Annotated in this window: 20 protein-coding genes and 1 pseudogene; 5 read left to right on the forward strand and 16 right to left on the reverse strand. The window is 35.1% G+C overall.

What is annotated here, in order from left to right:
* Window positions 1–20: 20 nt before the first annotated feature.
* Window positions 21–218, reverse strand: a complete 198-nt coding sequence (locus ON07_RS05405; RefSeq protein WP_029331550.1) for a DUF1328 domain-containing protein — start codon at window positions 216–218, stop codon at window positions 21–23.
* Between the two features lie 266 nt (window positions 219–484).
* Here ON07_RS05405 and ON07_RS05410 point away from each other — a divergent pair, with 266 nt between their 5' ends.
* Together ON07_RS05410 and ON07_RS05415 are read left to right on the forward strand one after the other, a co-directional pair.
* Entirely contained in the window at window positions 485–1,747 is a 1,263-nt protein-coding gene (locus tag ON07_RS05410) for a DEAD/DEAH box helicase (protein ID WP_010228825.1), read from the forward strand.
* A complete protein-coding gene (locus ON07_RS05415; RefSeq protein WP_010228828.1) occupies window positions 1,728–2,636 on the forward strand; it encodes a class I SAM-dependent methyltransferase in 909 nt (302 codons plus the stop codon). The genes ON07_RS05410 and ON07_RS05415 overlap by 20 nt, the downstream gene beginning before the upstream one ends.
* A gap of 8 nt (window positions 2,637–2,644) precedes the next feature.
* Here the strand turns inward: ON07_RS05415 and ON07_RS05420 are convergent, their stop codons facing one another.
* Window positions 2,645–3,088, reverse strand: coding sequence for an Lrp/AsnC family transcriptional regulator (locus ON07_RS05420; protein ID WP_010228830.1), 444 nt, complete (start codon window positions 3,086–3,088; stop codon window positions 2,645–2,647).
* Window positions 3,089–3,214: 126 nt separating this feature from the next.
* Here ON07_RS05420 and ON07_RS05425 point away from each other — a divergent pair, with 126 nt between their 5' ends.
* The gene (locus ON07_RS05425) at window positions 3,215–3,610 is read left to right on the forward strand and encodes a hypothetical protein (protein ID WP_010228832.1); all 396 of its coding nucleotides are present in this window, start codon (window positions 3,215–3,217) and stop codon (window positions 3,608–3,610) included.
* Here the strand turns inward: ON07_RS05425 and ON07_RS05430 are convergent.
* The 4 genes from ON07_RS05430 to ON07_RS05445 all read right to left on the reverse strand — a co-directional run bounded on the left by ON07_RS05430 (window position 3,581) and on the right by ON07_RS05445 (window position 11,698).
* Entirely contained in the window at window positions 3,581–5,161 is a 1,581-nt protein-coding gene (locus ON07_RS05430; protein ID WP_010228835.1) for an alanine/glycine:cation symporter family protein, read from the reverse strand. The two genes, ON07_RS05425 and ON07_RS05430, sit on opposite strands and share 30 nt — an antisense overlap.
* Window positions 5,162–5,312: 151 nt before the next feature.
* Window positions 5,313–6,362: an RNA polymerase sigma factor gene (locus tag ON07_RS14630; protein WP_010228837.1), complete on the reverse strand. Its 1,050-nt coding sequence runs from the start codon at window positions 6,360–6,362 to the stop codon at window positions 5,313–5,315.
* A gap of 256 nt (window positions 6,363–6,618) precedes the next feature.
* Window positions 6,619–10,071: a methylmalonyl-CoA mutase family protein gene (locus ON07_RS05440; RefSeq protein ID WP_010228839.1), complete on the reverse strand. Its 3,453-nt coding sequence runs from the start codon at window positions 10,069–10,071 to the stop codon at window positions 6,619–6,621.
* Between the two features lie 139 nt (window positions 10,072–10,210).
* On the reverse strand, window positions 10,211–11,698 hold the full coding sequence (locus ON07_RS05445) for a catalase (RefSeq protein WP_029331552.1): 1,488 nt from the start codon (window positions 11,696–11,698) through the stop codon (window positions 10,211–10,213).
* A gap of 141 nt (window positions 11,699–11,839) precedes the next feature.
* Between ON07_RS05445 and ON07_RS05450 the strand changes: the two genes are divergently transcribed.
* Both ON07_RS05450 and ON07_RS16460 read left to right on the forward strand, forming a co-directional pair.
* Complete coding sequence (locus ON07_RS05450) at window positions 11,840–12,544, forward strand: DUF4197 domain-containing protein (RefSeq protein ID WP_010228843.1); 705 nt, start codon at window positions 11,840–11,842, stop codon at window positions 12,542–12,544.
* A gap of 114 nt (window positions 12,545–12,658) precedes the next feature.
* A complete protein-coding gene (locus ON07_RS16460) occupies window positions 12,659–12,814 on the forward strand; it encodes a Lacal_2735 family protein (protein WP_237708873.1) in 156 nt (51 codons plus the stop codon).
* Here ON07_RS16460 and ON07_RS05460 read toward each other — a convergent pair.
* The 10 genes and pseudogenes from ON07_RS05460 to ON07_RS05510 all read right to left on the reverse strand — a co-directional run.
* Window positions 12,809–13,606: a helical backbone metal receptor gene (locus ON07_RS05460; RefSeq protein ID WP_010228847.1), complete on the reverse strand. Its 798-nt coding sequence runs from the start codon at window positions 13,604–13,606 to the stop codon at window positions 12,809–12,811. The two genes, ON07_RS16460 and ON07_RS05460, sit on opposite strands and share 6 nt — an antisense overlap.
* 12 nt (window positions 13,607–13,618) lie before the next feature.
* Window positions 13,619–14,443: an orotidine-5'-phosphate decarboxylase gene (gene pyrF / locus ON07_RS05465; protein WP_010228849.1), complete on the reverse strand. Its 825-nt coding sequence runs from the start codon at window positions 14,441–14,443 to the stop codon at window positions 13,619–13,621.
* 81 nt (window positions 14,444–14,524) lie between these two features.
* Window positions 14,525–15,601, reverse strand: coding sequence for a peptide chain release factor 1 (gene prfA, locus ON07_RS05470; protein WP_010228851.1), 1,077 nt, complete (start codon window positions 15,599–15,601; stop codon window positions 14,525–14,527).
* Window positions 15,602–15,691: 90 nt separating this feature from the next.
* Complete coding sequence (locus tag ON07_RS05475) at window positions 15,692–16,396, reverse strand: hypothetical protein (protein WP_010228853.1); 705 nt, start codon at window positions 16,394–16,396, stop codon at window positions 15,692–15,694.
* A 150-nt stretch (window positions 16,397–16,546) separates the two neighbouring features.
* Entirely contained in the window at window positions 16,547–17,194 is a 648-nt protein-coding gene (locus ON07_RS05480) for a hypothetical protein (RefSeq protein WP_010228855.1), read from the reverse strand.
* 374 nt (window positions 17,195–17,568) lie between these two features.
* The gene (locus tag ON07_RS05485; RefSeq protein WP_010228857.1) at window positions 17,569–17,997 is read right to left on the reverse strand and encodes a hypothetical protein; all 429 of its coding nucleotides are present in this window, start codon (window positions 17,995–17,997) and stop codon (window positions 17,569–17,571) included.
* Between the two features lie 396 nt (window positions 17,998–18,393).
* Window positions 18,394–19,575 carry an AIR synthase related protein gene (locus ON07_RS05495; RefSeq protein ID WP_010228860.1) on the reverse strand — a complete coding sequence of 394 codons (1,182 nt, stop codon included), beginning with the start codon at window positions 19,573–19,575 and terminating at the stop codon, window positions 18,394–18,396.
* Between the two features lie 110 nt (window positions 19,576–19,685).
* A complete protein-coding gene (locus ON07_RS05500) occupies window positions 19,686–21,182 on the reverse strand; it encodes a carboxypeptidase regulatory-like domain-containing protein (RefSeq protein ID WP_010228862.1) in 1,497 nt (498 codons plus the stop codon).
* A gap of 1 nt (window position 21,183) precedes the next feature.
* Complete coding sequence (locus ON07_RS05505) at window positions 21,184–22,593, reverse strand: CsgG/HfaB family protein (RefSeq protein WP_010228865.1); 1,410 nt, start codon at window positions 22,591–22,593, stop codon at window positions 21,184–21,186.
* A 13-nt stretch (window positions 22,594–22,606) separates the two neighbouring features.
* Window positions 22,607–22,909, reverse strand: a pseudogene (locus ON07_RS05510) (curli assembly protein CsgF); the annotation flags it as partial.
* Between the last annotated feature and the right edge of the window lie 58 nt (window positions 22,910–22,967).

Below are 22,967 nucleotides of genomic sequence, written 5' to 3' on the forward strand. Positions count from 1 at the left end.
TAGGGTAATTTTGTTGGAGATTATTTCTTAATTCTTTGTAATCTAACCTCTTTAGTTTCTGAGAAAAATGTTTTTGAAATTAATGCAACGATCAATAAATCAGCAAAAATCAAAAACAATACTCTAACAACTTCAATTCCAAAGAAATTCATTCCTGCAAACCCAAGTAATCCAGTTACTATAGTCATAATTAGGAAATGTAAAGTATAGTTTTTCATCGTGTTCTTATTTTTTATCAAAGATAACTGGTTAGTAGTCGTGTAAATACTAACTAAATTACAATTGAGATATATTTAACTAAAAAGGCCCATTTAAGTTAGAAAAAGAACTGTTTTTCAACCGATTAAATTTCAGAATCTTAAAGAGCAATTTCATATTAAAATAAAACAGTACATTTGCAGCCGGTTGCAATCTTCTCCAATAGCAACATTTTTACACATAGTCTGTCCATTTATTAATACAGGACGGCATTTATAATTTTTACATGACATTTAACGATTTACAATTATCTGAACCCTTATCTAAGGCTGTTCAAAAAGTAGGATATACTACACCAACCCCAATTCAAGCCCAATCTATCCCAGCCATTTTACAAGGAAGAGATATCTTAGGTTGTGCACAAACAGGAACCGGGAAAACGGCAGCGTTCTCCATTCCAACCATTCAACTATTAAATAGCAACCTCAATAATGGAGGTCGCAAAACAACAATAAAAAGTCTAATTCTAACTCCAACGCGTGAACTTGCTATCCAAATTGGAGAGAGTTTAAGCGAGTACGGTCAATTTAGCGATCTTAAACATTTGGTGATTTTCGGTGGGGTTAATCAGAATTCACAAACAAGAGCACTAAGAAACGGAGTGGACATTTTGGTTGCAACGCCAGGAAGATTACTAGATCTTATGGATCAAGGCTTTATTTCTCTTTCTAATATCGAGATCTTCACTTTAGATGAGGCAGATAGAATGCTAGATATGGGATTTGTTCACGATGTTAAAAAAGTGATCAAAAAAATTCCTGTTAAAAGGCAAACCCTATTTTTCTCGGCAACAATGCCAAATTCTATTATAGATCTTGCCAATAGCATTTTAAACAATCCTTTAAAAGTGTCGGTTACTCCGGTTTCCTCTACTGCTGAAAGAATTGGACAAGAAGTTTATTTTATAGATAAAACCAATAAAAAGAACTTATTAATAGATCTTTTAAAAACTTCTGAAGCAGATCGAGTTCTTGTTTTTACCAGAACCAAACACGGTGCTAATAAGGTGGTAAAAGACCTTATTAAGGTTGGTATTAAAGCTGAAGCGATCCACGGAAACAAAACCCAAAATGCTCGTCAAAAAGCATTGAAGAATTTTAAGGATAAAACCACTCGAGTTTTAGTCGCTACAGATATTGCAGCAAGAGGAATCGATATAGACGATCTTGCTTTAGTTATCAACTTTGAAATTCCGAATATAGCAGAAACTTATGTACATAGGATTGGGCGAACTGGAAGAGCTGGAGCAAGTGGTAAGGCGATATCTTTTTGTGACTTTGAAGAAAAAGCATATTTAAAAGATATTCAGAAACTAATAGACCAACAAGTTCCGGTTATTGAGGAGCATGATTATCCAATGGAATTCTTCGAAATTCCTAAAAAGAAACCACAACAAAGAAGACCTTCCAGAAACGGGAATTCCAATAGAAAGAACGCCTCCGGAGGAAATTCATCTAAAAGGAATAACGTTGGAAGATCGAGAAGGTAAAAAAGGACATTCTGAAAACTATTTTGGAGACTACAGAGATTTCTGGTGGAATCCTACATTTATCGAGCTTACAGCTAAAAGGCTGGAATTAAGCAAGCATAATTCTATGCTGGACATTGGTTGTGGCCAAGGGCATTGGACGCGAATTTTAGCGCCGTATCTTGCCTCAAATGCCGCAATTACTGCTGTAGATAATGATGAAAGGTGGTATTCTAAAAATGAAGAATTAGAAAGGCTATTCGAAAAGTCGGGTAATCCATTCGTCTTAACTAAAGGAAATGCCCAGCAATTACCGTTTGAAGATAATCAGTTTGATTTGGTAACCTGCCAGACGGTTCTAATTCATGTTCCAAAACCTCAACAAGCTTTAGAAGAAATGAAACGGGTTCTAAAACCCGGCGGAACCCTTCTTTGTGTAGAACCAAATAATATAATCCAGAGTCTCACTAAAACATCGCTTTCAAAAAACGATTCTATAGAGGAAACCTTAGATCATATAAAGTATAGGTTGATCATTGAAAAAGGCAAAAAGAACATGGGGCAAGGAGATAATTCGCTAGGTGATCTTTTGCCCGGAATGTTCGCCTTAGCTAATTTAAATAATATCGAAGTTCGCTTATCGGACAAAGCAATTGCCATGTATCCTCCATACAGTACAAAAGAGCAAGTAGCAACTTTAAAACAATGGATGAGCGGGAGTTCCTGGAAATCCAACACTCAAAAAGACATCGATTTCTTTAGCGCTGCAGGAGAAGAATTTATGCCGTTTTATTTTGAATATCAAGAAAAATATGCACGAAGAGACGACCATTTAATGGGCGCATTACAAAGAGAACAATACCATGCTGCAGGCGGATCTTTAATGTACCTAGTTAGCGGCACAAAATAAATTTCATCTTATCCTCTTCTTTTTATAGGACCTTGTTCTACTACATTGGAGAGGATAATATGGGTTTTAGTTTCCCCATAAGTGATTAATTTATCTATGAATTCCTCCAAATGGGACTGATCGTATAATACCACTTCCATAATTATGTTTTCATTCCCTGTAATTCGATAACAATTTATTACTTCTTTGAATTCTTTGACTTTTTCTAAGAATGGTTTCAACCTTCCCATAAATGCGCGCAAGGTTATTACCGCTTTTAATTGATGGCCGGTTTTATGATATGAAACTTGAGCCTTATAGCCTCTAATAATCCCACTATCCTCCATTTTTTTTACACGTTCAGCAACTGCTGGAGAGGTAAGACCCACTTTTCTTCCAATCTCAGCAAAGGACTGTCTTGCGTTTTTTTGAAGAGAATCAAGTATTTGCCAGTTAAGAGCATCTATAGGCATAATTAATATTTTTAACTATTAAATGAATTAAATTTAAAGCAAAAGTACATATTTACTTTAAAATGAAAAGAACAGTTCATTGATATCTCAGTAATTTTATGGGTGTCCAAGAAATATTTAATCACTATGAAATCCATTACCGGATCAGACTTTAACTACTCTCCTGTATATCGCCAAGCGATAGAGATCCTTAATATTTCTAGACATATTTCTAATTATTTGGTACAGGATCTTGCTGCTCTAAAGCAAAACGGAAAAGAAGATCAGGATATTTACTTTTCAGGAGATATCGTACAGCAGTCTATTTCTTTAGTGCCAAATATTTTAAGAGCAGAGAGCGAGCCTTTTGCTGAAGAGAAACACAAATATGCAGCTTCTGTAACAAGACTTACTAATCTACTTTATAAGAATTGTGAGCGTTTAGAACTTTCAAACAGTAATGGCAAAGAATTTCTGCGGATCCTAAGATTCGAATTAAAGAAGTTCAGAAGATTACAACGCATCTGGAAGTTGACTTTGTAATTTTTTCACCTTCTCCTTTTTAATCAATTTTAAATAGCTTTTTAATTCCTCTGCCACCTTAGGGCTTAAAATGAATAATCCTATCATATTTGGAACCAGCATTGCAAAGATCATGGCATCGCTAAAATCTGTAACCGCTCCCAAAGTAGCTGCTGCGCCTATCACCGTAAAGCAACAAAATAGTATTTTATAAACATATCCAGTTCTTTTTCCTCTTCCAAATAAATAGCTCCAAGCTTGGTATCCATAATAAGACCATGAGATCATCGAAGAAAAGGCAAAGAGAACGACCGCAAGGGTTAATAAATAAGGAAACCATGAAACACCACTTTCTAAAGCCGATGCGGTTAGAAGAACTCCTTCCTCATCATTCAGAATCATTCCGGGAACTATTTGTCCGGTAATTATTAATACCAAAGCAGTTAAAGTACAAACCACCACGGTGTCTATAAATGGCTCTAACAATGCCACAATTCCTTCACTAGCCGGGAATTTAGTTTTTACTGCACTGTGGGCAATAGAGGCACTTCCTATCCCGGCTTCATTACTAAATGCTGCTCTTTTAAACCCTTGAATTAATACTCCGACGAAACCACCAATCACACCTTCAGGATTAAACGCGCCATCCCAAATAGAAATAAATGCATTCGGAATTTCAGTATAATTAATACCCAACACAATTAGGACTGCCAACATATACATAGCAACCATAAAAGGAACTATCTTATCTGTTACACTTGCTATTTTCTTTATCCCACCAATTATTACTACCCCAACCAAAATGGCCATCACCAATCCAAATATCCATCCTTTACCTGCTATAAAACTTTCTTCAGCTCCCGTTACATGTTCAAATAATTTAAAAGCTTGATTGGCTTGAAACATATTTCCACCACCAAAGGAGCCTCCAATACACATAATTGCAAATAAAACTGCCAATACTTTTCCCAGTTTCTTCAGCCCCTTTTCCTCAAGTCCTTTTTTTAGATAATACATTGGGCCTCCAAAGATGGTTCCCTCAGCATTAACTTCTCTATATTTTACTCCTAGGGTACATTCTACAAATTTGGAAGACATTCCAAGTAAGCCAACAAGAATCATCCAAAAAGTGGCTCCCGGACCTCCAATTCCTAGTGCAATGGCAACTCCTGCAATATTCCCCAAGCCAACAGTTGCAGAAACTGCCGCTGTTAATGCTTGAAAATGACTCACTTCCCCGACTCCTTCCACTCGAATAGTATCTGGGTTATCGCCATTTACGAGATGGACTGATTCGCTAGCTTCTACAGAGCCTTCAGTTTCGAGATGATCGTATTTTCCCTGGACAACTTTAATGGCAGTAAAGAAGTTGGTAAAATTCACAAATTTAAAATACAGCGTGAAGTATGCAGCACCTAAAATGAGTACGACAAGAACCCACGGAATTCCTGTAGTTTCGGTTATTGGAATTTCAGCAAAAATCCCATCTATAAACCAGCGGGTTGCATTACTGAATTTCTCATTGATTCGTTCATCTAAAGTAGCTTCGGTGATTTGAATAAATATAGACATGGACTTAATTTTTCAGCAAATTGCCTTAAAACAAGTCTTTAAGAAAGGTTACGTACTATTGAAATTTTAGTGTCGCTATGCTTAAGCATTGCGTTTTAGAGAAGAATATTGAAGTAAATTATTCTTTTTAGCATAGGCTATTAATTGCTCTTTACCACCTTTGCCACTTATATTCAATAGTTTTTTTTATTTGATGTATATGAGTTTGAAAACCATCGTTGCTAATATTCATGAGTTCCGCTATTTCAGGATACGATTTATTTGAGCCGAAGTATGCCAGATTGCCTAAAACCTCTTTCTGACGTTCTGACAAATCAATTTTAGTGGCCTCCCTTAATGCAATAAGCTCACTTTTCATAGATTTAATGGTATCTAAATGACTTTCATTTGCAAGTTCTTGCTGCTCTACTCTTTTCGAGAGCTTTAAATTATCTGAAGCTAATTTATCTGCTAAACCTTGTTGTTGTTCTTTTTCTGAAAGAAATTTCCAACTATATAATAAAATAGAGAATAGTAGTATAAATAAGAATTTGAAGGAGATGGCTGTAATACTTCCTGCAATAGACCAAAATTCCTGATCTACTAGCTGTATTGCTCTGTCCTGTGGAATAATTCTATGAGTTACAGCAATCATTATTAAAATGAATAGCACAAGTGTAGGCAAATACATAAATCGCATTTGTCGACTCGCGAACGCTTTGTTCAGCTCATATAATAAGGATAGTGCCACAACTACTGAAATAGGAATATCGATAAGCCAGATAAAGTTGTTGCTTATTTCTATGTTATTTACAGAAGTAGCTATAAAAACAAACGCGATCATTGCTAATACCCCGAAAAACACTCCTATAAAATCCTTTGTGCTGAATTTTTGAACCAATCTTACTACGATCCCTCTTCTCTTATTGTGTTCTATAGAAGGCAGTGATAATAATATAAATAGCGAATTAGTTAGTGATACAAGTACGCCTATGTAAATTATAATCTTATTAGAAGGGTTCCATTGAAAGCCAAACACTAAAATTAAATTTAGGATAGCACCCAAGCCCCAAACTAAGATTGCCAAGCCAAACCACATGATACCCTTAATAGCTTTCTCTCCAGAGCCCTCTTTTCGCTCTTTAATGAAAATTCGCTGAATGATGATTGCCGATATTAGACAAACAATTGCAGTAACAGTATATTCTATGATTGATTGCAAATTGAAGTATTTAATTTTAAAGATATCGAAAAAAATATTTAGCTATAAAACAAAAAAAATCCCAACTCTTATCGAATTGGGATTTTTTAAATATTTTAATAAAGAGATTCTGCTATTGTACTACTCATCGGGATAAGCGATTCGCATACTCTTTTCAAACTTAATTCTGCTGATAGAGATCCCGATTTCGCCAAAGCTCATTGGGATAAGCGATTTGCACACCTTTCAAAAAAAAATTTGAAAGGTGGCTCTCTGCTTACATGTTTCTTCTATATTGCCCACCAACTTCAAACATTGCTGAAGTGATCTGACCTAGAGAACAAACTTTAGTTGCATCCATTAAAACTTCGAATAAATTCTCATTATTAATTGCCGCTTCTTGAATTAATTCCAAGGCTTTTTCAGATTCTTCCCCAAAAGCCTTGTGAAGGTTCTTCAAGGTAGTGATCTGATATTTTTTTTCTTCTTCCGTAGCTCTAATAACCTCTCCAGGAGTTACCGTAGGAGATCCTGTAGAACTTAAAAAGGTGTTCACTCCAATAATTGGGAATTCCCCATTATGCTTTAAAGTCTCATAATACAAGCTTTCTTCCTGGATCTTACTACGTTGGTACATAGTTTCCATAGCACCTAATACTCCACCTCTTTCTGTAATTCTATCGAATTCCAAAAGAACGGCTTCTTCCACAAGATCTGTTAACTCCTCTATAATAAATGCTCCCTGAATTGGGTTCTCATTCTTAGTAAGTCCTAATTCTTTATTGATAATCAATTGAATTGCCATCGCTCTTCTTACTGAAGCTTCTGTAGGCGTTGTAATTGCTTCATCATAAGCATTTGTATGTAAGGAATTACAGTTATCATAAATGGCATATAATGCCTGAAGCGTGGTTCTAATATCGTTGAAATCTATTTCCTGTGCATGTAAAGAGCGTCCGGAAGTTTGAATGTGATATTTCAACATTTGAGCTCTTGGATTGGCTCCATATTTATATTTCATCGCTTTTGCCCAGATCTTTCTGGCAACTCTACCAATTACCGCATATTCCGGATCTACACCGTTCGAGAAAAAGAACGAAAGGTTTGGACCGAATTTGTTAATATCCATTCCACGACTTAGGTAATATTCTACATACGTAAATCCGTTAGCCAAGGTCAATGCCAACTGAGTTACAGGATTTGCTCCTGCTTCAGCAATATGGTAACCTGAAATAGAAACCGAATAAAAGTTCCTTACTTGTTTTTCAATAAAATACTCCTGTACATCACCCATCAACCTTAGTGCATATTCCGTAGAAAAAATACAGGTGTTTTGTGCCTGATCTTCTTTTAAGATATCTGCCTGAACGGTTCCACGAACTATATTTAAAGTATCTTTTTTGATCTTAGCGTAAACATCAGCTGGAAGCACAAGGTCTCCGGTTACACCTAAAAGCATTAAGCCAAGGCCATTATTTCCTTCTGGAAGTGATCCTTGATATTTTGGGCGATCTACTTTTTTATCTTTGTATATCTTTTTAATTTTCTCTTCTACTTCATCTTGAAGATCATGCTCAATGATATATTTTTCACACTGCTGATCTATTGCGGCATTCATAAAGAAGCCTAACAACATCGGAGCTGGACCGTTAATCGTCATACTCACAGAAGTCATTGCATCTGCCAAATCAAATCCTGAGTATAATTTCTTAGCATCGTCCAGACAACAAATGGAAACTCCTGCATTACCAATCTTTCCATAGATATCCGGTCTTAAATCTGGATCGTTTCCGTAAAGCGTAACAGAGTCAAAGGCAGTAGAGAGTCTCTTTGCCGGCAAGCCTGCGCTCACGTAATGAAAACGTCTATTTGTTCTTTCCGGTCCACCTTCCCCGGCAAACATCCTACTAGGATCTTCCCCCGATCTTTTAAATGGATATAATCCTGCAGTATATGGAAATTCTCCCGGAACATTCTCCTGTAAACACCATCTTAAAACATCTCCCCAAGCTTGGTATTTTGGTAACGCAACCTTCGGAATTTGAGTATGAGATAAAGACTCTGTATGTGTTTCTATTCGTATTTCTTTATCCCTTACCTTAAAGGAATAAACTGGTTCTTTATATTTATTTACCTTGTCTTCCCAACCAGTGATGATCTCCCAATTGTAAGGGTCAAGATCCATTTTTACTCTATCAAATTCAGCTATAAGAAGTTTTAAGAAACCCCTGTCTGCTTCTTTCTGAATTTGCTTCAGAATCTTTTCGTTGTTCAATCCATGTTTATCCAAAAATGACTTCTCACCTTTGCTCGAAGTGACATTAGTCACAGAACCTATGGTTTTATAAATTCCGTAAAGCTTTTGAGCTACTTCCTGCTGAGTGCCGGCTGTTTCATCATACTTTCTGTTATTTTCAGAAATCTCAGAAAGATATCGCACCCTGCTTGGTGGAATTACATAAATCTTTTCGCTTTTATCTTCATTGATGTGAAAAGTGGAAGATAAGGCTGCATCTGTTTTTTCATCAACTTTATTCATCAACTTTCTATACAAGGTATTCATCCCCGGATCGTTGAATTGAGAAGCGATAGTTCCATATACTGGAAGCGTTTCTGGATCGTCATGCCATAAACCGTGATTACGCTGATATTGTTTTTTAACATCGCGAAGGGCATCTAAAGCTCCTCGTTTGTCGAATTTATTAATAGCTACCAGATCTGCGAAATCCAACATATCTATCTTCTCCAACTGAGTAGCTGCTCCAAATTCAGGAGTCATCACATATAAAGAAGCATCAGAATGCTCTAAGATTTCGGTATCTGATTGTCCGATTCCTGAAGTTTCTAAAATAATCAGATCAAAATCTGCTGCTTTTAAAACCTCAACTGCTTCCGAAACATATTTAGACAAAGCTAAGTTGGATTGACGCGTTGCCAATGAACGCATATAAACTCGATCATTATTGATAGCATTCATACGAATTCTATCTCCTAACAAAGCTCCACCTGTCTTACGCTTTGATGGATCTACAGATATAATCCCGATTGTTTTTTCAGGAAAGTCGATTAAAAACCGTCTTACCAACTCATCTACCAGCGAAGATTTTCCGGAACCTCCCGTTCCTGTAATTCCTAGAACCGGAGTTTTCTTACCATTAAGCTCAATTTTTCCAAAAGCTTTTTCGAAATCTTCATGCCTATTTTCAGCTAAAGAAATCAATCTAGCAATGGTATTGATATTTTTATTCTCTAAAAGACTTTGTGTTTTATCTTCATTTTCCAACGGAGGAGTTGGGGTATCTGCAGTTTTCACCAAATCGTTGATCATCCCTTGCAAGCCCATTTCTCGTCCATCATCCGGCGCATAGATTCTCGTAATTCCATAATCCATTAATTCTTTAATCTCTGAAGGAAGGATCACTCCACCTCCACCACCAAAAATCTTGATATGCTCTGCGCCTTTCTCTTTAAGAAGATCGTACATGTATTTAAAATACTCATTATGTCCTCCTTGGTAAGAAGTCATCGCAATTGCATTCGCGTCTTCTTGGATGGCACAATTCACTACTTCTTCTACACTGCGGTCATGACCTAAGTGAATTACTTCTACTCCTGTAGACTGAATGATACGGCGCATTATATTTATTGCGGCATCGTGTCCATCAAAAAGGGAGGCGGCAGTTACTATTCTTACTTTATTATTAGGGATATATGGAGTTTGATCTTGCATTGTTATTCTAAATTTTTGGAGCTGCAATTTACTAAATTCGTAAAGATTTTCCCTTATCAGATCTTATTTTAAGGAATTGCTGAAAATAAAAAGCGCCTCCATAAAATAGAGACGCTCTTCTTCAACTAATAAATCAATATTATCTGGCGAACATACTTTCGTCCACCGTTACCCCTAATCCATTTGCAACCCCCGCTCCTAAAGTAGAATCTGCTCTAAACCAGTGGCATAATTGTCTGTTTATAATCTCATCTTTCTTTGGTCCATCAATTCCACTCATCGCACCAACGATATTACTTATAAGATTCTTTTGAGCTTGATCGTCCATCATTCTGAAAAGATTACCCGGCTGTGTATAGTGATCGTCTTCTCCCGGTGCATTTCTATCGAACCAATCGGCTTCAGCATCAACCACAGTTGGTGGTACTTGCTTATAACTCTCATCGATTTCTATATCATCGAAACTATTCGGGAAGTAATTAGGTTTTCGGCCTTGATTGCCATCTACCCGCATAAAACCATCTCGCTGATAATTGTTGCTCTCCTTCATAAATGGACAACGGTTCACGGGAATTTGCTCGTAGTTGGCACCTAATCTATACCTGTGTGCATCGGGATAAGACAGTAATCTCCCTTGCAACATTTTGTCTGGTGAATACCCAATACCATCTACAATATGTGCCGGTGAAGTTGCTAATTGTTCAATTTCCGCAAAATAATTTTCGGGGTTTCTGTTCAATTCCATCACTCCAACATCGATGAGCGGATAATCGCCATGTGGCCATACTTTAGTAAGATCAAACGGATTAATATGATAATCTACAGCTTCAGCCTCCGGCATTACTTGAATTCTCAAGTTCCATTTTGGATAATTTCCTTTTTCGATATTTTCGAGTAGATCTCTTTGAGAAAAATCAGGATCTATTCCTCTCATCTCAGCAGCTTCTTTATCTGTGAAATTCTTAATTCCTTGTGCGGTCTTAAAATGAAATTTCACATAGAAACGTTCATTGTCTTTATTAATCAAAGAAAAAGTGTGGGATCCATAGCCGTTCATATGTCTTACACCGTAAGGTGTACCGCGATCACTCATTAAAATGGTGACTTGATGCAAAGATTCAGGGCGTAGGGACCAAAAATCCCACATCATCGTCGGAGATTTCATATTGGTATACGGATCCCTTTTTTGTGTATGTATAAAATCGCTGAATTTCTTAGGATCTTTTACAAAGAAAACGGGAGTGTTGTTTCCAACCATATCCCAATTTCCGTCTTCAGTATAAAACTTTAAAGCAAATCCTCGCGGATCTCTTTCTGTATCTGCAGATCCTTTTTCACCACCTACAGTAGAAAATCGAGCAATCATGTCGGTCTTTTTTCCTACTTCAGAAAATATTTTAGCTCTCGTATACTTTGTGATATCATGAGTAACTGTAAAGGTACCGTAGGCACCAGAGCCCTTTGCGTGCACCACTCTTTCTGGAATACGCTCTCTATTAAAATGTGCCATTTTCTCGTGAAGAATATAATCTTCCAGCAATAATGGACCTCTTTTTCCAACACTTAAGGTATCTTCATTTTCAACATAAGGCCTTCCTGAAGCTGTAGTTAGTTTATTTTTTTTTATTACTCATTTTATGATTTTATTAGTTTTATTAAAGATAAGATTTCATTCATCATAATCAAAATCGATTGTTTTAATATAAGTATAACATCACTCGATACTGCAAATGGAATATTAATTGATACTTTTATCGAAAATACTATTATGAGAAAATTATACATATTACTATTTATCCCTTTATTTTTTGGATGTGCAGAATTACAGGGAATTGCAACTCAGCTTCCAGGTGGAGCATATGGAGTATCGGATACAGAAATTGCTTCGGGTTTACGCCAAGCATTGGATTTTGGAATAGATAAGCAAGTTTCTAAATTAACTCAAGAAGATGGTTTCTTCAGAAATGAATTAGTGCGAATTAATTTACCGCCAGAACTTCAAAAAGTTGATAAAACCTTAAGAGATGTTGGGCTAAGTTCTTTGGCAGATGAAGGATTAAAAGTATTAAATAGAGCTGCTGAAGATGCGGTTAAAGAAGCAACCCCAATCTTTGTAAGTGCTGTAAAAGGAATCACTTTTAATGATGCTCGAAATATTTTACTTGGAAATAACACTTCGGCAACTACCTACTTAAACCAGAAAACAGAATCTCAATTATACGCCAAGTTTAATCCTGTTATTACGAATTCTCTTAATAAGGTTGGCGCTACTGAAGTATGGTCTAACATAATAAATAAGTATAACTCTCTTCCTCTTACCAATAAAGTGAATCCAGACTTGCCAGATTATGTTACTAATGAAGCATTGGATGGTGTATTTACTATGATCGCGCTTGAAGAAAAAGACATTAGAAGTAACCTAGCCGCCAGAACTACAGACCTTCTAAGAAGGGTGTTCGGCCTTCAAGATTAATTAGTTATAATAATTCATTATAAAAATTTACAATTACTTTAACCTCAACTTAATAGATATTAGGAGTCTATGGGTTTACATTTGCATTTTAACCCCATAATGATGATTGATATAATGTTGTTTAGAACCGAGGAAGAGCGCTTATGCCAAAAATATACTGCGCTTATGGAGAAAGCTTTTAAAACTGCTTTATTTGATAAGGAAAAAAGTGATAAAATAAATGCAAGAGCAAAAAAAAATTATGGCTCAGCTGAAAAGAATGAATTATAATGGTGTAGATAAATGATTTTGTAATTCTTCAAAATATCTAAAAGCTTTTAATTGGCGTGAGCCGTACCAACTAAAAAATTCCCCATCTACGATTTCTATGCGAGCACTAGAAAATGCTCTTATTTCTTCCATATGTTTCTGTTGAAAAGGGAAAGGCTCCGAAGACAAAAGAATAAGATCCAAATTTTGACTTTTTAATGACTTTATATCTATTTCCGGATATCTTCCTTCTGAAGTTTTATATATGTTTTCCCAGCCATTCAATTCTAACATGGAATTTATAAATGTATTTCCTCCAACTACCATCCAAGGATTTCTCCATATAAAATAAGCTACTTTTAATCTTTTGAAAGATAACTGCTTTTCAAAAAGTATCTTTTTTTGAGATAATTCTGAAGCAAGCTTATTTGCCTCCTTTTCTATATTTAACAAAATACCATACTCCGATATAAGTTCCAAAGGATCCTGAAAAGTGATGATATTAGATACATGTACCTGACAGATATCTTCTAAACTTTTCACCATTTCCAGTGTGTTTTCTTCTTTGTTACAAAGAATTAGATCTGGTTTTAAATCGCGGATTTTATCGAAGTGCACTTGTTTAGTACCTCCAACAATTGTTTTTGTTTTCTTCAAATCCTCGGGATGAACACAAAACTTTGTGATCCCCACTAGTTTCTCTTCTAAACCCAAATAGACAAATAATTCAGTTAAACTTGGGACTAAAGAAACGATTCGCGTAAATGGCTTTGAAATATCAAGGTCACGACCTAATTGATCTTTAACACGCATCGTTTAAAAATTTTAAGATAAAATGGCAGCCATTTGGGTTGCCATCTCTCGTTGCATCACCTCTGCTTTAGCCGCAGCGATTTCAGCAAAATTAGATGTTTGAGAGGCATAAATAATAGCTCTTGAAGAATTTATTAATAAACCTACATTTTTATTCATTCCATATTTACACACTTCTTCCAAACTACCACCTTGTGCTCCAACTCCAGGCACTAAAAGAAAACTATCCGGTACAATCTTCCTTATTTCTGAAAGGAATTCAGCTTTTGTTGCTCCTACAACGTACATTAACTGTTCTGAATTTTTATAAGTTTTAGAAGTTTCCAGCACTTTTTTATATAACTCCTGCCCATCACATTCCGATGTTTGGAAGTCGAAAGCTCCTTCGTTAGAAGTTAGCGCTAAGAGGATTGTATGTTTATCATTAAATTCTAGAAAAGGCTCAACAGAATCTCTTCCCATATACGGAGCAACGGTAACTGAGTCGAAAGCCATTTCGTGAAAGAATGCTTTGGCATACATGCTGGAAGTATTCCCAATGTCTCCACGTTTAGCATCGGCAATTGTAAAGATTTCAGGATAAGTGTTATTAATATATTCTATGGTCTTGTCTAAAGATTTCCAGCCCTTTCTCCCGTGAGCTTCATAAAATGCCGTATTTGGCTTGTATGCAACAGCAAATTTATGAGTAGCATCTATAATAGCTTTATTAAAACTGAAAATAGGATCTTCTTCTGTAAGTAAATATGTAGGGATCTTTTCCAAATCGGTGTCTAAACCTATGCATAGAAAAGATTTCTTCTTATGAATTTGAGCAACAAGGTCCGTAGTGGTCATATAAATTGATTGTTATATTAATATCAAAAATAAGGATATAAAAAATCCCGCAAAATGCGGGACTTCAAATTTTACTGAATTTTAAAAAGCATCGCTATTCTCTTTCAGCTTTTCGGTATTTTCTACTAACTGTAGTTCGTCTATTATCTTTTGGATATCTCCGTTGATGATATTAGAAAGATCGTATAAGGTTAAATTGATTCTATGATCTGTAACTCTACCTTGAGAATAATTATAGGTCCTAATTTTCGCGCTTCTGTCTCCACTGGAAACCATCGAGTTACGTTTAGCGGAATCTGCCTCTAGTTTCTTTGCTAATTCCATTTCATACAATCTAGAACGAAGTACTCTAAAAGCTTTTTCCTTATTCTTATGCTGTGACTTCTGATCCTGACATTGTGCCACCAATCCTGTTGGAATGTGTGTTAAACGCACCGCAGAATAAGTGGTGTTTACAGACTGACCTCCTGGCCCTGAAGAACAGAAGAAATCTACTCTTACTTCCTTTGGATTAATTTCTACATCAAATTCCTCTGCTTCCGGTAATACCATTACTGTAGCAGCAGATGTATGCACACGCCCTTGAGTTTCTGTTTGAGGTACACGCTGAACTCGGTGAACTCCAGCTTCAAACTTCAGAGTTCCATAAACATCTTCCCCTGAAATATCAAAGATCATCTCTTTAAAACCACCATTGGTACCTTCATTATAATCTACTATTTGACATTTCCAGCCTTTGCTTTCAGCATATTTATTATACATCTTATAAAGATCCCCAGCAAAGATACTAGCTTCATCCCCACCTGCTCCGGCACGGATTTCCATCACCACGTTCTTAGAATCCTCCGGATCTTTAGGCACTAACATCATCCTGATCTTTTCATCCAGTTTCGGCAATTCTGCTTTAGCTTCATCCAATTGGAGCTTTGCCATTTCTGTCATTTCCGCATCACTGCCATCAGCAATGATTTCTTCAGATTCTTGAATATTTTCTGTAAGCTCAATATATTTTTCACGCACATCCATGAGTGCCTTCAAATCTTTATATTCCTTGTTCAATTCTACATAGCGCTTTTGATCTGATATAATATCAGGCTGAATGATAAGATCATTCACTTCATCAAAGCGTTGCTTCACGATATTCAACTTCTCAATCATAAATTTTTCTAATGATTTTTCGGTGCAAATTTACATTAATTTCACCAATTATATGGGGATGATTTACCAACTATTACATTCGATACCTACTTAAAGAAATCCGTAGGACTGAAGCATGTCTTTGTTCTTATCCATTCTAGAAAATCTAACCAAACACAATAAGCCAATAATATAGAACAATCTATCTGGAAAATAAAATAGCTCCACGCCCAAATAATAGGCCATAAAACCAGAAATATCGGAAATTACTAATCCCAAAACTGCCCAGAGAAAATAGAATGAAGATTTATTGCTATATCTATTTGAGTAAGAAAATCCTAAAACAACCATCACGATCATTGACATTCCATATAAATAGAATAAAAATGTATGCCAAGAATCATCCCATTTAGTTCCGGCCATGTCTATTAATAAATAGAGCATCACAATGTTAATTCCTAAAATACCAACAAATAATCCTTTCTGAAATAAATTGGTCTCCAGATTTCTTACATAAGGCCTTATATGCTTGATCAAGGATAGGTAGGCCATAATCACGAAGATAAATGTTAGTTTTTTAATCCATGGGACTTCATATTTAATCAGCAAAAAATCTGATAGTAAGAGTAAAAGAAATGCTAAAAAAAGAAATGGCTCTTTGCGCTTGGAGCCAATTAAGAAAATAGAAAATAAAACTGTCGTTCCTAATATGCGCAACCACCTACTTTCCAACAATCCAAATTCCAGGATTATATAAAAGTTGGCAATTAATAAAATAACTCCAATTACAATAAATAAAGTTTTGAGGTTTTTCATTTAATTGAAAGTGAAAATGAGCAATTCGCGACAAAATTAATATTATCTCACAGATAATTTCTTAAATCTGAAATTAAAGTAGTCTTTTAAAGGCAAACGGACAATCCAATGCTTGTTAAATAAATAAAACTTGATTTATACTATTAAACCTTAAGCACTTCTTTCTTCGAGGTGATTTCTAATATCTTTATTTTCTAATCTTTCCAAAAACATAAATTGGAGTAATAATGCGATTCCTACAATATTAAAAACTCTGTCTACTAAAAAGAATTCTGAAAACCCGAGATTGAATGCAATAAAGTATGTGAGGTCGGAAAGGACCAAACTTAAGACAGCACCTAAAAAGAATATGGAAGCCTTATTAGCAAATCTGTTACTAAAAGAAACTGCTGCCGAAACGCACATTATCACCGAAACCCCGTAGAAATAAAACAAAACATCGAAGAAAGTATAGGATTGATCGGGAGGAACCATTCCAACTAATGTATACAGCAAGAATATATTTAATCCTATTGCAATTGAAAAAACAATCTTCTGAAATAAATTGGTTTGCAGTTCTCTTAATCGCACCAAAACTATTTGGATTAAAGCCAGAAAGATCGCTGCACGAGTTATAAAAATAAGTGCATTAAAAACTGGATTTTCATAATTTATAAGCAAGCCATCTGAAATTAGGAGCAATACAAAAATTAGAAGCCCGCGCTTATTGAAGTATAAAGGTGAGATAAACAACAAGAAAAACATGAGCATGGATGCAAAACGCACCCATCGATTTACCATCTCATCCAAATTAATCATAACCCAAAGGTTAACTATAATTAGCACGAGGGTAAAGACTGGTAGAAAGTACTTGTAGGGTTTCATATATAATTTCAGCAAAAGATTCAATCGCACTTTAATGCAGTTGAATTATTGGCTTTCTAAATATATATTAAATAATTATAGGGATTCTTAATAAAATGTTTAAATATTAATAGTCAAACTATCCAAATTCACTTTTTATTGTAAGCTTTTTAGTGTCTGAAGATTGCACTATTCTAATGATCTTAATACTGAGATTAAAGGATATTATAATTGGAATAGTATAAAAGTTCTATATAAAATGAAGGATTTCCATTTACACCCATCTACTAAAATGAACTATTATGCGGATGTCTACATTCACTTAATTTTTAAGCTTGCACTTGATCCAGATGGCTCCCACTATCTTTACTTTCTAGTCTATTTAAATTCAGAAAATGAATTAGGGCTCCGATTCCCAAAATATTAAATATCCTATCTGCAAAAAAGAATTCAGAAAAATCTAGAATGAATCCTATAAAATAGGTGAGATCTGAAAAAACTAAACAAAGAACAGCTGTTAAAAAGAAAATAGATGGCTTGCTTGCATATCTATTACTGTATGATACTGCCGTAGTAACGCAAATAATTATGGATAATCCATATACATAAAATAAGAAATCGAAGAATAACGAATATTTACCAGCAGGCATCATTTCTACTAAGCTGTATAATAGAAAAATATTTAGGAGAACCGCTATTGTAAAAACCATTTTCTGAAATAAATTCGTAATAAGGTTTTTCAACTTATTTATTACCATCCAACTAGCACTATGTATGAGGCAGTTTTCACAAGGAACATCAAAGCATTAAAAATGGGATCCTCAAAAAATATAAGAACAGCATCAGAAATTAAAAACAAGCCAAAAATAAGAAGGCCACGTTTATTATAATACCACGGACTTATAAAAAGCAAAAAGAAGCTAATCATAATTCCAAATAACACCCATACATAAATATTATTCTCTAAATACAGCATGGACCAAAGGTTAACAATGATCATAGCTATTGTGAAAAGAGGTAAAAAATATTTGAAGGGTTTCATATAATAGATTAAGCAAAAATCCGAGCGAACACTTTTTTCTCACTTCAAATATCAGCTCTCTAAATTTAGATTAAATAATTTAGAGAGCTATTATCAAACCGATAAACAGCTACTATTTGTAGTTGAATTCACCAAATTCACTTTTTATTGTAAGATTTTTAGTGTCTGAAGATTCAACTCTTCCAATGATTTTAGCATCTACATTAAAAGATTTTGAAATAGAAATAATGTCTTCAGCAATTGCCTCGTTCACGTAAAGCTCCATTCTATGCCCCATATTAAACACCTGATACATTTCCTTCCAATCGGTTTTACTTTCCTGTTGAATTAACTTAAATAAGGGAGGTGCCTCAAATAAATTATCCTTAATAATATGAAGATTATTTATAAAATGAAGAATTTTCGTTTGTGCTCCCCCACTACAATGTACCATTCCGTGAATATCCGAATTTGTATATTTTGAAAGAATTTTTTTAATAATAGGCGCGTACGTTCGTGTGGGAGATAACACTAATTTCCCTGCATTTATAGGTGAATCCTTTACATCTTCAGTTAAAGTTTTAGAACCGGAATAAATAAGCTCTTCAGGAATACTACTATCAAAACTTTCAGGGTATTTTTCAGCTAGAACTTTAGAGAATACATCATGACGTGCTGAAGTAAGTCCGTTACTTCCCATTCCTCCGTTGTATTCTTTTTCATACGATGCTTGCCCAAAAGAAGCCAATCCAACGATAACATCTCCCGGCTTAATATTTTCATTATTTATTACATCCTTTTTCTTCATTCTTGCCGTAACTGTAGAATCTACAATTATCGTTCTAACAAGATCTCCCACATCTGCAGTTTCCCCACCGGTAGAATGAATTTCTACTCCAAAACCTTTAAGGTCTTCAAGTAATTCTTCGGTTCCATTGATTATTGCTGAAATCACTTCTCCCGGAATACGGTTTTTATTTCTTCCAATTGTAGAAGAAAGCATGATATTATCTACTGCTCCCACACAAAGTAAATCATCGATATTCATGATAAGTGCGTCTTGGGCGATGCCTTTCCATACAGATAGATCTCCTGTTTCTTTCCAATACATGTAAGCCAAAGAAGATTTAGTCCCTGCCCCGTCGGCGTGCATAATTAAGCAGTAATCCTCATCGCCAGTAAGATAATCTGGAACAATTTTACAGAAAGCCTGCGGGAATAATCCCTTATCTACATTTTTAATAGCATTATGTACATCTTCTTTTCCTGCAGAAACACCTCTTCCGGCATATCTTTTACTTATTTCCTGACTCATGAATCACTAATTTTTATGAGATTTCAAAGATACATAGAATGTATTGCTAATAAAACCAAAAAGCGACACTTTAAAAGTGTCGCTTTTTTATTCTTCAAAAGGTAATTTTTTTATTCCCAATCTGGCATAAAGGCGTTATCAATTAAAATTGTTCGATCCTGACTTACAGATAGGTTTTCATCAAACCTCAAAGTATATATTGCTTTGTTAGAGTCTATAGCATTTGAAGAATTCACGAAAATAACACCAGCTTCATCTGGAGAAAATCTAGGATCTGTATCATTTGTACCGTTATCTTTTCCTCCACTCAAACTAACTTGAGTATCATTTTGAAGATTATAAATGAACATTTTCGTGTTTAACTCTCTATCCTCAGCGCTTTCAAAACCAGAGACATCACGTGTATACAACACTAAGTTATTCGTGATATTAATATCTAAACCTCCTAAACTACCTAGAACATTACTTACTAAAGTCTTTTTTCTAGTCCCACTAAAATCGATTGTGAAAATTTCAGCATTATAACCATTCACATCAGTGGTATGGAGCACTATTATAGAATTATCGGCACTTACGGTGGTATTCATTATAAAACGTCCTTCTGGTGCATCATATATTATTTCTTTACCCTCGCCAGTTGCACTTATTTTGTACAATTTATCTAGACTTGGATAAAGTAAAAATGAGCCATCATTAGACCATGAATATCCAACTCTTTTATTGTTAATGCTATTTACAGGAATACTTGAAGTAACTTGAAAAACATCAGAGCCATCAGGTTTCATTGTAAACAATTGAGTTGAAGAACCCACTATTCTTAAAAATGCCACTCTATTAATAGAGTTATTTTTTCTAGGCCTAAAGCTATTCCTGTTTAGATCTGTCAGTCTTACTTCTACTCCTTTTTCATTTGAAGAAAATATCACATTATTATTGTCTATTTCTCTAACAAAATAGTAACTATTATCTGGGAACTCCGCCACCTTAAACGAATAGACCTGGCTAAGTACAGAATCGTTTATACTATCGGAAACTGCGACTTGCCAAAAATATTTATATCCATATTTAAGATCTGAAACAGTATAAGTAGTATCCTGAATGTTACTAAATTTTAAAACCTCTTCATCACGATCATTTCTAATATTTAGCTCGTAGGTTAGGTCATCCCCATCAGGATCTATTGAATTCCAGGCAAAACCCACATTTAAATCTGCTATCGAAGCATTATCGACCGGCGCAATTGCGACCGGAGCAGATGGTTGCCTGTTATTTGCTGAAGAAATAACCAATTTAAAAATCACATTTGAGGTTGCATCTGCATTAACAGTCACCGATTCGAATGCAGTTACGTAATCTTCACTTTCTGCTTTTACGGAATATTGATTTACAATAACATTTTCCAAAACAAATTCTCCATTTTCATCAGTAAGAATCGTTGTAGATGCCGGACTTGTAGATATCTCTATATTCTCTAGAGGCTCACCTGTACTCTCACTAGTTACTGTACCAGAGATGGAGCCCTTTAAATCGTTCCCAACAGTATCTTCGTTACATCCAATTACCACAATTAGCATGACAGCTAATAATATATATATATACTTTTTCATATTATTTAATTGAAGTTTTAGGTTCTGTTAAACCAAAATAATAATTAAAACCAATTCCTATATTGAAATAATAATCATCTCTTTTTCCATTTACTAGATTATCAATTTCATCATTTAATAAAATATTATGCTCTGCAAAGAGTTTAAATCCAATTTTAGGTGAAACAAAATATTGCAAACCTACACCATATTGAAATTTAAAAAAGGTACTACTTAAATTATCCTCTCCATTCCCAATTTCAGGCTCACCTAATTCTAGTGCTATTCCTGGCCCGCCATATACATACGGACTAAAATCGTCTTTTGGTAAAATTTCTATTTGAGTATTTAAATCGAGACTAGCAAAAGTGCTCGTAAATGCATTTCCATTATTCAACTTAAAAACGCTTAAAGCAGTACCAATATTTAAATGAGAAGATAAACTTCTTTGGTATTCTATTCTCGCCAAAAAGTCTGGGTTATTTACCGCATAATCTCCATCAATTAAAGAAACTCCGCCCGAAAAGCTAAATTGATTCTTATACGGTCTATCCACAAAGATCCGTTCATATAAACCCGTAGCTTCGTCTTGTGATTTTTCCTCTTGGTAATCTGCCACTAGCTTTTCATTAACCTCTGCCCCACCCTGTGCCGACCAATATTTCTCTTTTACACCTTCAATTATAAGATCGCGAACCGCTTTTTCTATAGCATCTTTCACGGCTAACTGTACAGGTTCATTTTGGGTTATTCCAGTTTCAGCCTCCAACAATCGCTGAAATTTTACAAACCTAAAAAAACTTGCATCCAATGCTTGAGAAAGAATAGTTTTAGAAACATAAACAGTTTTAAGAATCTCTCCATTACTTGTAGATACAGCTCTTAGATAAACTGTTATTCTATCCTGCCTATACTTTGCAGATCCACCAATTCCAAAATATCGAGCTCCCAGACCTCCTGTTACAATATTTGTATCGTAAGAAATAATACCTCCCTCTAAAAGCAAGCCTGCATATAAAAGTGGTGGTAATGGTGGTTCGTTAGGATTCAGGTTTTTAATATATTCTTGCTTAGTGTTCCTAATTATATTTCGCTCTGTAGAGAGATTATTAAGACTTTCTCTTTCTATTGGAATAAACCAGCCTGAATCTTCCAGGGCTTTTATTAACATAGTTGTACCACCTTGGGTAACAGCCGTACTAAAAGTTGAACCATTTTCTATTGCCTTATATTGACCGGTTTGATCACTAAAATTATATACGGCAACTTCAACAGGGTCTTGCGCTGATGGTAAATCCAATAAATTCTTAGAGGAAGCACTAAATTCGCCCGTTCTGGACGGACTTGCAGTAAAAGGTTGATTAAAATAGGTGCCGCAAGAGTAAAAACATAGTATTCCTGTAATAGAAAGCACTTTGTAGAGTTTATTCATGTAGTAAGTTTAATTAATTTGGGACAATAATTTGGGTTTCTTCACCAGTGGTTGTATCTAGAATATTTATCACTAAACCCTCAAGGGTTCGATAAATCTCTAAAGTTAGAGTGCCATAAGTAAAAGTCCCTTCTTGATCGAAAGAACCAAAGCTCTCCAGTTGTTGTTGTAATAAAGTTCTCGATATTTGGCTAAGAATTTGCCTGTTTATATCTTGCCCCAATCTATCCAATTCAGATTGTTGCTCTCTAGGATCAACTCGAGCCTTTAAAGAATTTTGGGCAGATGCAGAACTCAAGAGCCATCCATAATTTAGGTAACTTCCTCCAAATGCAGGATTGGTAGGTTCATAACTAAATTGTTGGGCATTAGCC

It is taken from the genome of Gillisia marina (assembly GCF_000258765.1).
GTDB lineage: Bacteria > Bacteroidota > Bacteroidia > Flavobacteriales > Flavobacteriaceae > Gillisia > Gillisia marina.

Coding starts and splice junctions, on each gene's coding strand:
- ON07_RS16460 (WP_237708873.1), top strand. CDS start 12,659: ATGTTGTTTAGAACCGAGGAAGAGCGCTTATGCCAAAAATATACTGCG.
- prfA (WP_010228851.1), bottom strand. CDS start 15,601: ATGATTGAGAAGTTGAATATCGTGAAGCAACGCTTTGATGAAGTGAAT.
- ON07_RS05410 (WP_010228825.1), top strand. CDS start 485: ATGACATTTAACGATTTACAATTATCTGAACCCTTATCTAAGGCTGTT.
- ON07_RS05480 (WP_010228855.1), bottom strand. CDS start 17,194: ATGATTAATTTGGATGAGATGGTAAATCGATGGGTGCGTTTTGCATCC.
- ON07_RS05485 (WP_010228857.1), bottom strand. CDS start 17,997: ATGGTAATAAATAAGTTGAAAAACCTTATTACGAATTTATTTCAGAAA.
- ON07_RS05500 (WP_010228862.1), bottom strand. CDS start 21,182: ATGAAAAAGTATATATATATATTATTAGCTGTCATGCTAATTGTGGTA.
- ON07_RS05430 (WP_010228835.1), bottom strand. CDS start 5,161: ATGTCTATATTTATTCAAATCACCGAAGCTACTTTAGATGAACGAATC.
- ON07_RS05460 (WP_010228847.1), bottom strand. CDS start 13,606: ATGCGTGTTAAAGATCAATTAGGTCGTGACCTTGATATTTCAAAGCCA.
- ON07_RS05475 (WP_010228853.1), bottom strand. CDS start 16,396: ATGAAAAACCTCAAAACTTTATTTATTGTAATTGGAGTTATTTTATTA.
- ON07_RS05450 (WP_010228843.1), top strand. CDS start 11,840: ATGAGAAAATTATACATATTACTATTTATCCCTTTATTTTTTGGATGT.
- pyrF (WP_010228849.1), bottom strand. CDS start 14,443: ATGACCACTACGGACCTTGTTGCTCAAATTCATAAGAAGAAATCTTTT.
- ON07_RS05495 (WP_010228860.1), bottom strand. CDS start 19,575: ATGAGTCAGGAAATAAGTAAAAGATATGCCGGAAGAGGTGTTTCTGCA.
- ON07_RS05405 (WP_029331550.1), bottom strand. CDS start 218: ATGAAAAACTATACTTTACATTTCCTAATTATGACTATAGTAACTGGA.
- ON07_RS05425 (WP_010228832.1), top strand. CDS start 3,215: ATGAAATCCATTACCGGATCAGACTTTAACTACTCTCCTGTATATCGC.
- ON07_RS05505 (WP_010228865.1), bottom strand. CDS start 22,593: ATGAATAAACTCTACAAAGTGCTTTCTATTACAGGAATACTATGTTTT.
- ON07_RS05420 (WP_010228830.1), bottom strand. CDS start 3,088: ATGCCTATAGATGCTCTTAACTGGCAAATACTTGATTCTCTTCAAAAA.
- ON07_RS05440 (WP_010228839.1), bottom strand. CDS start 10,071: ATGCAAGATCAAACTCCATATATCCCTAATAATAAAGTAAGAATAGTA.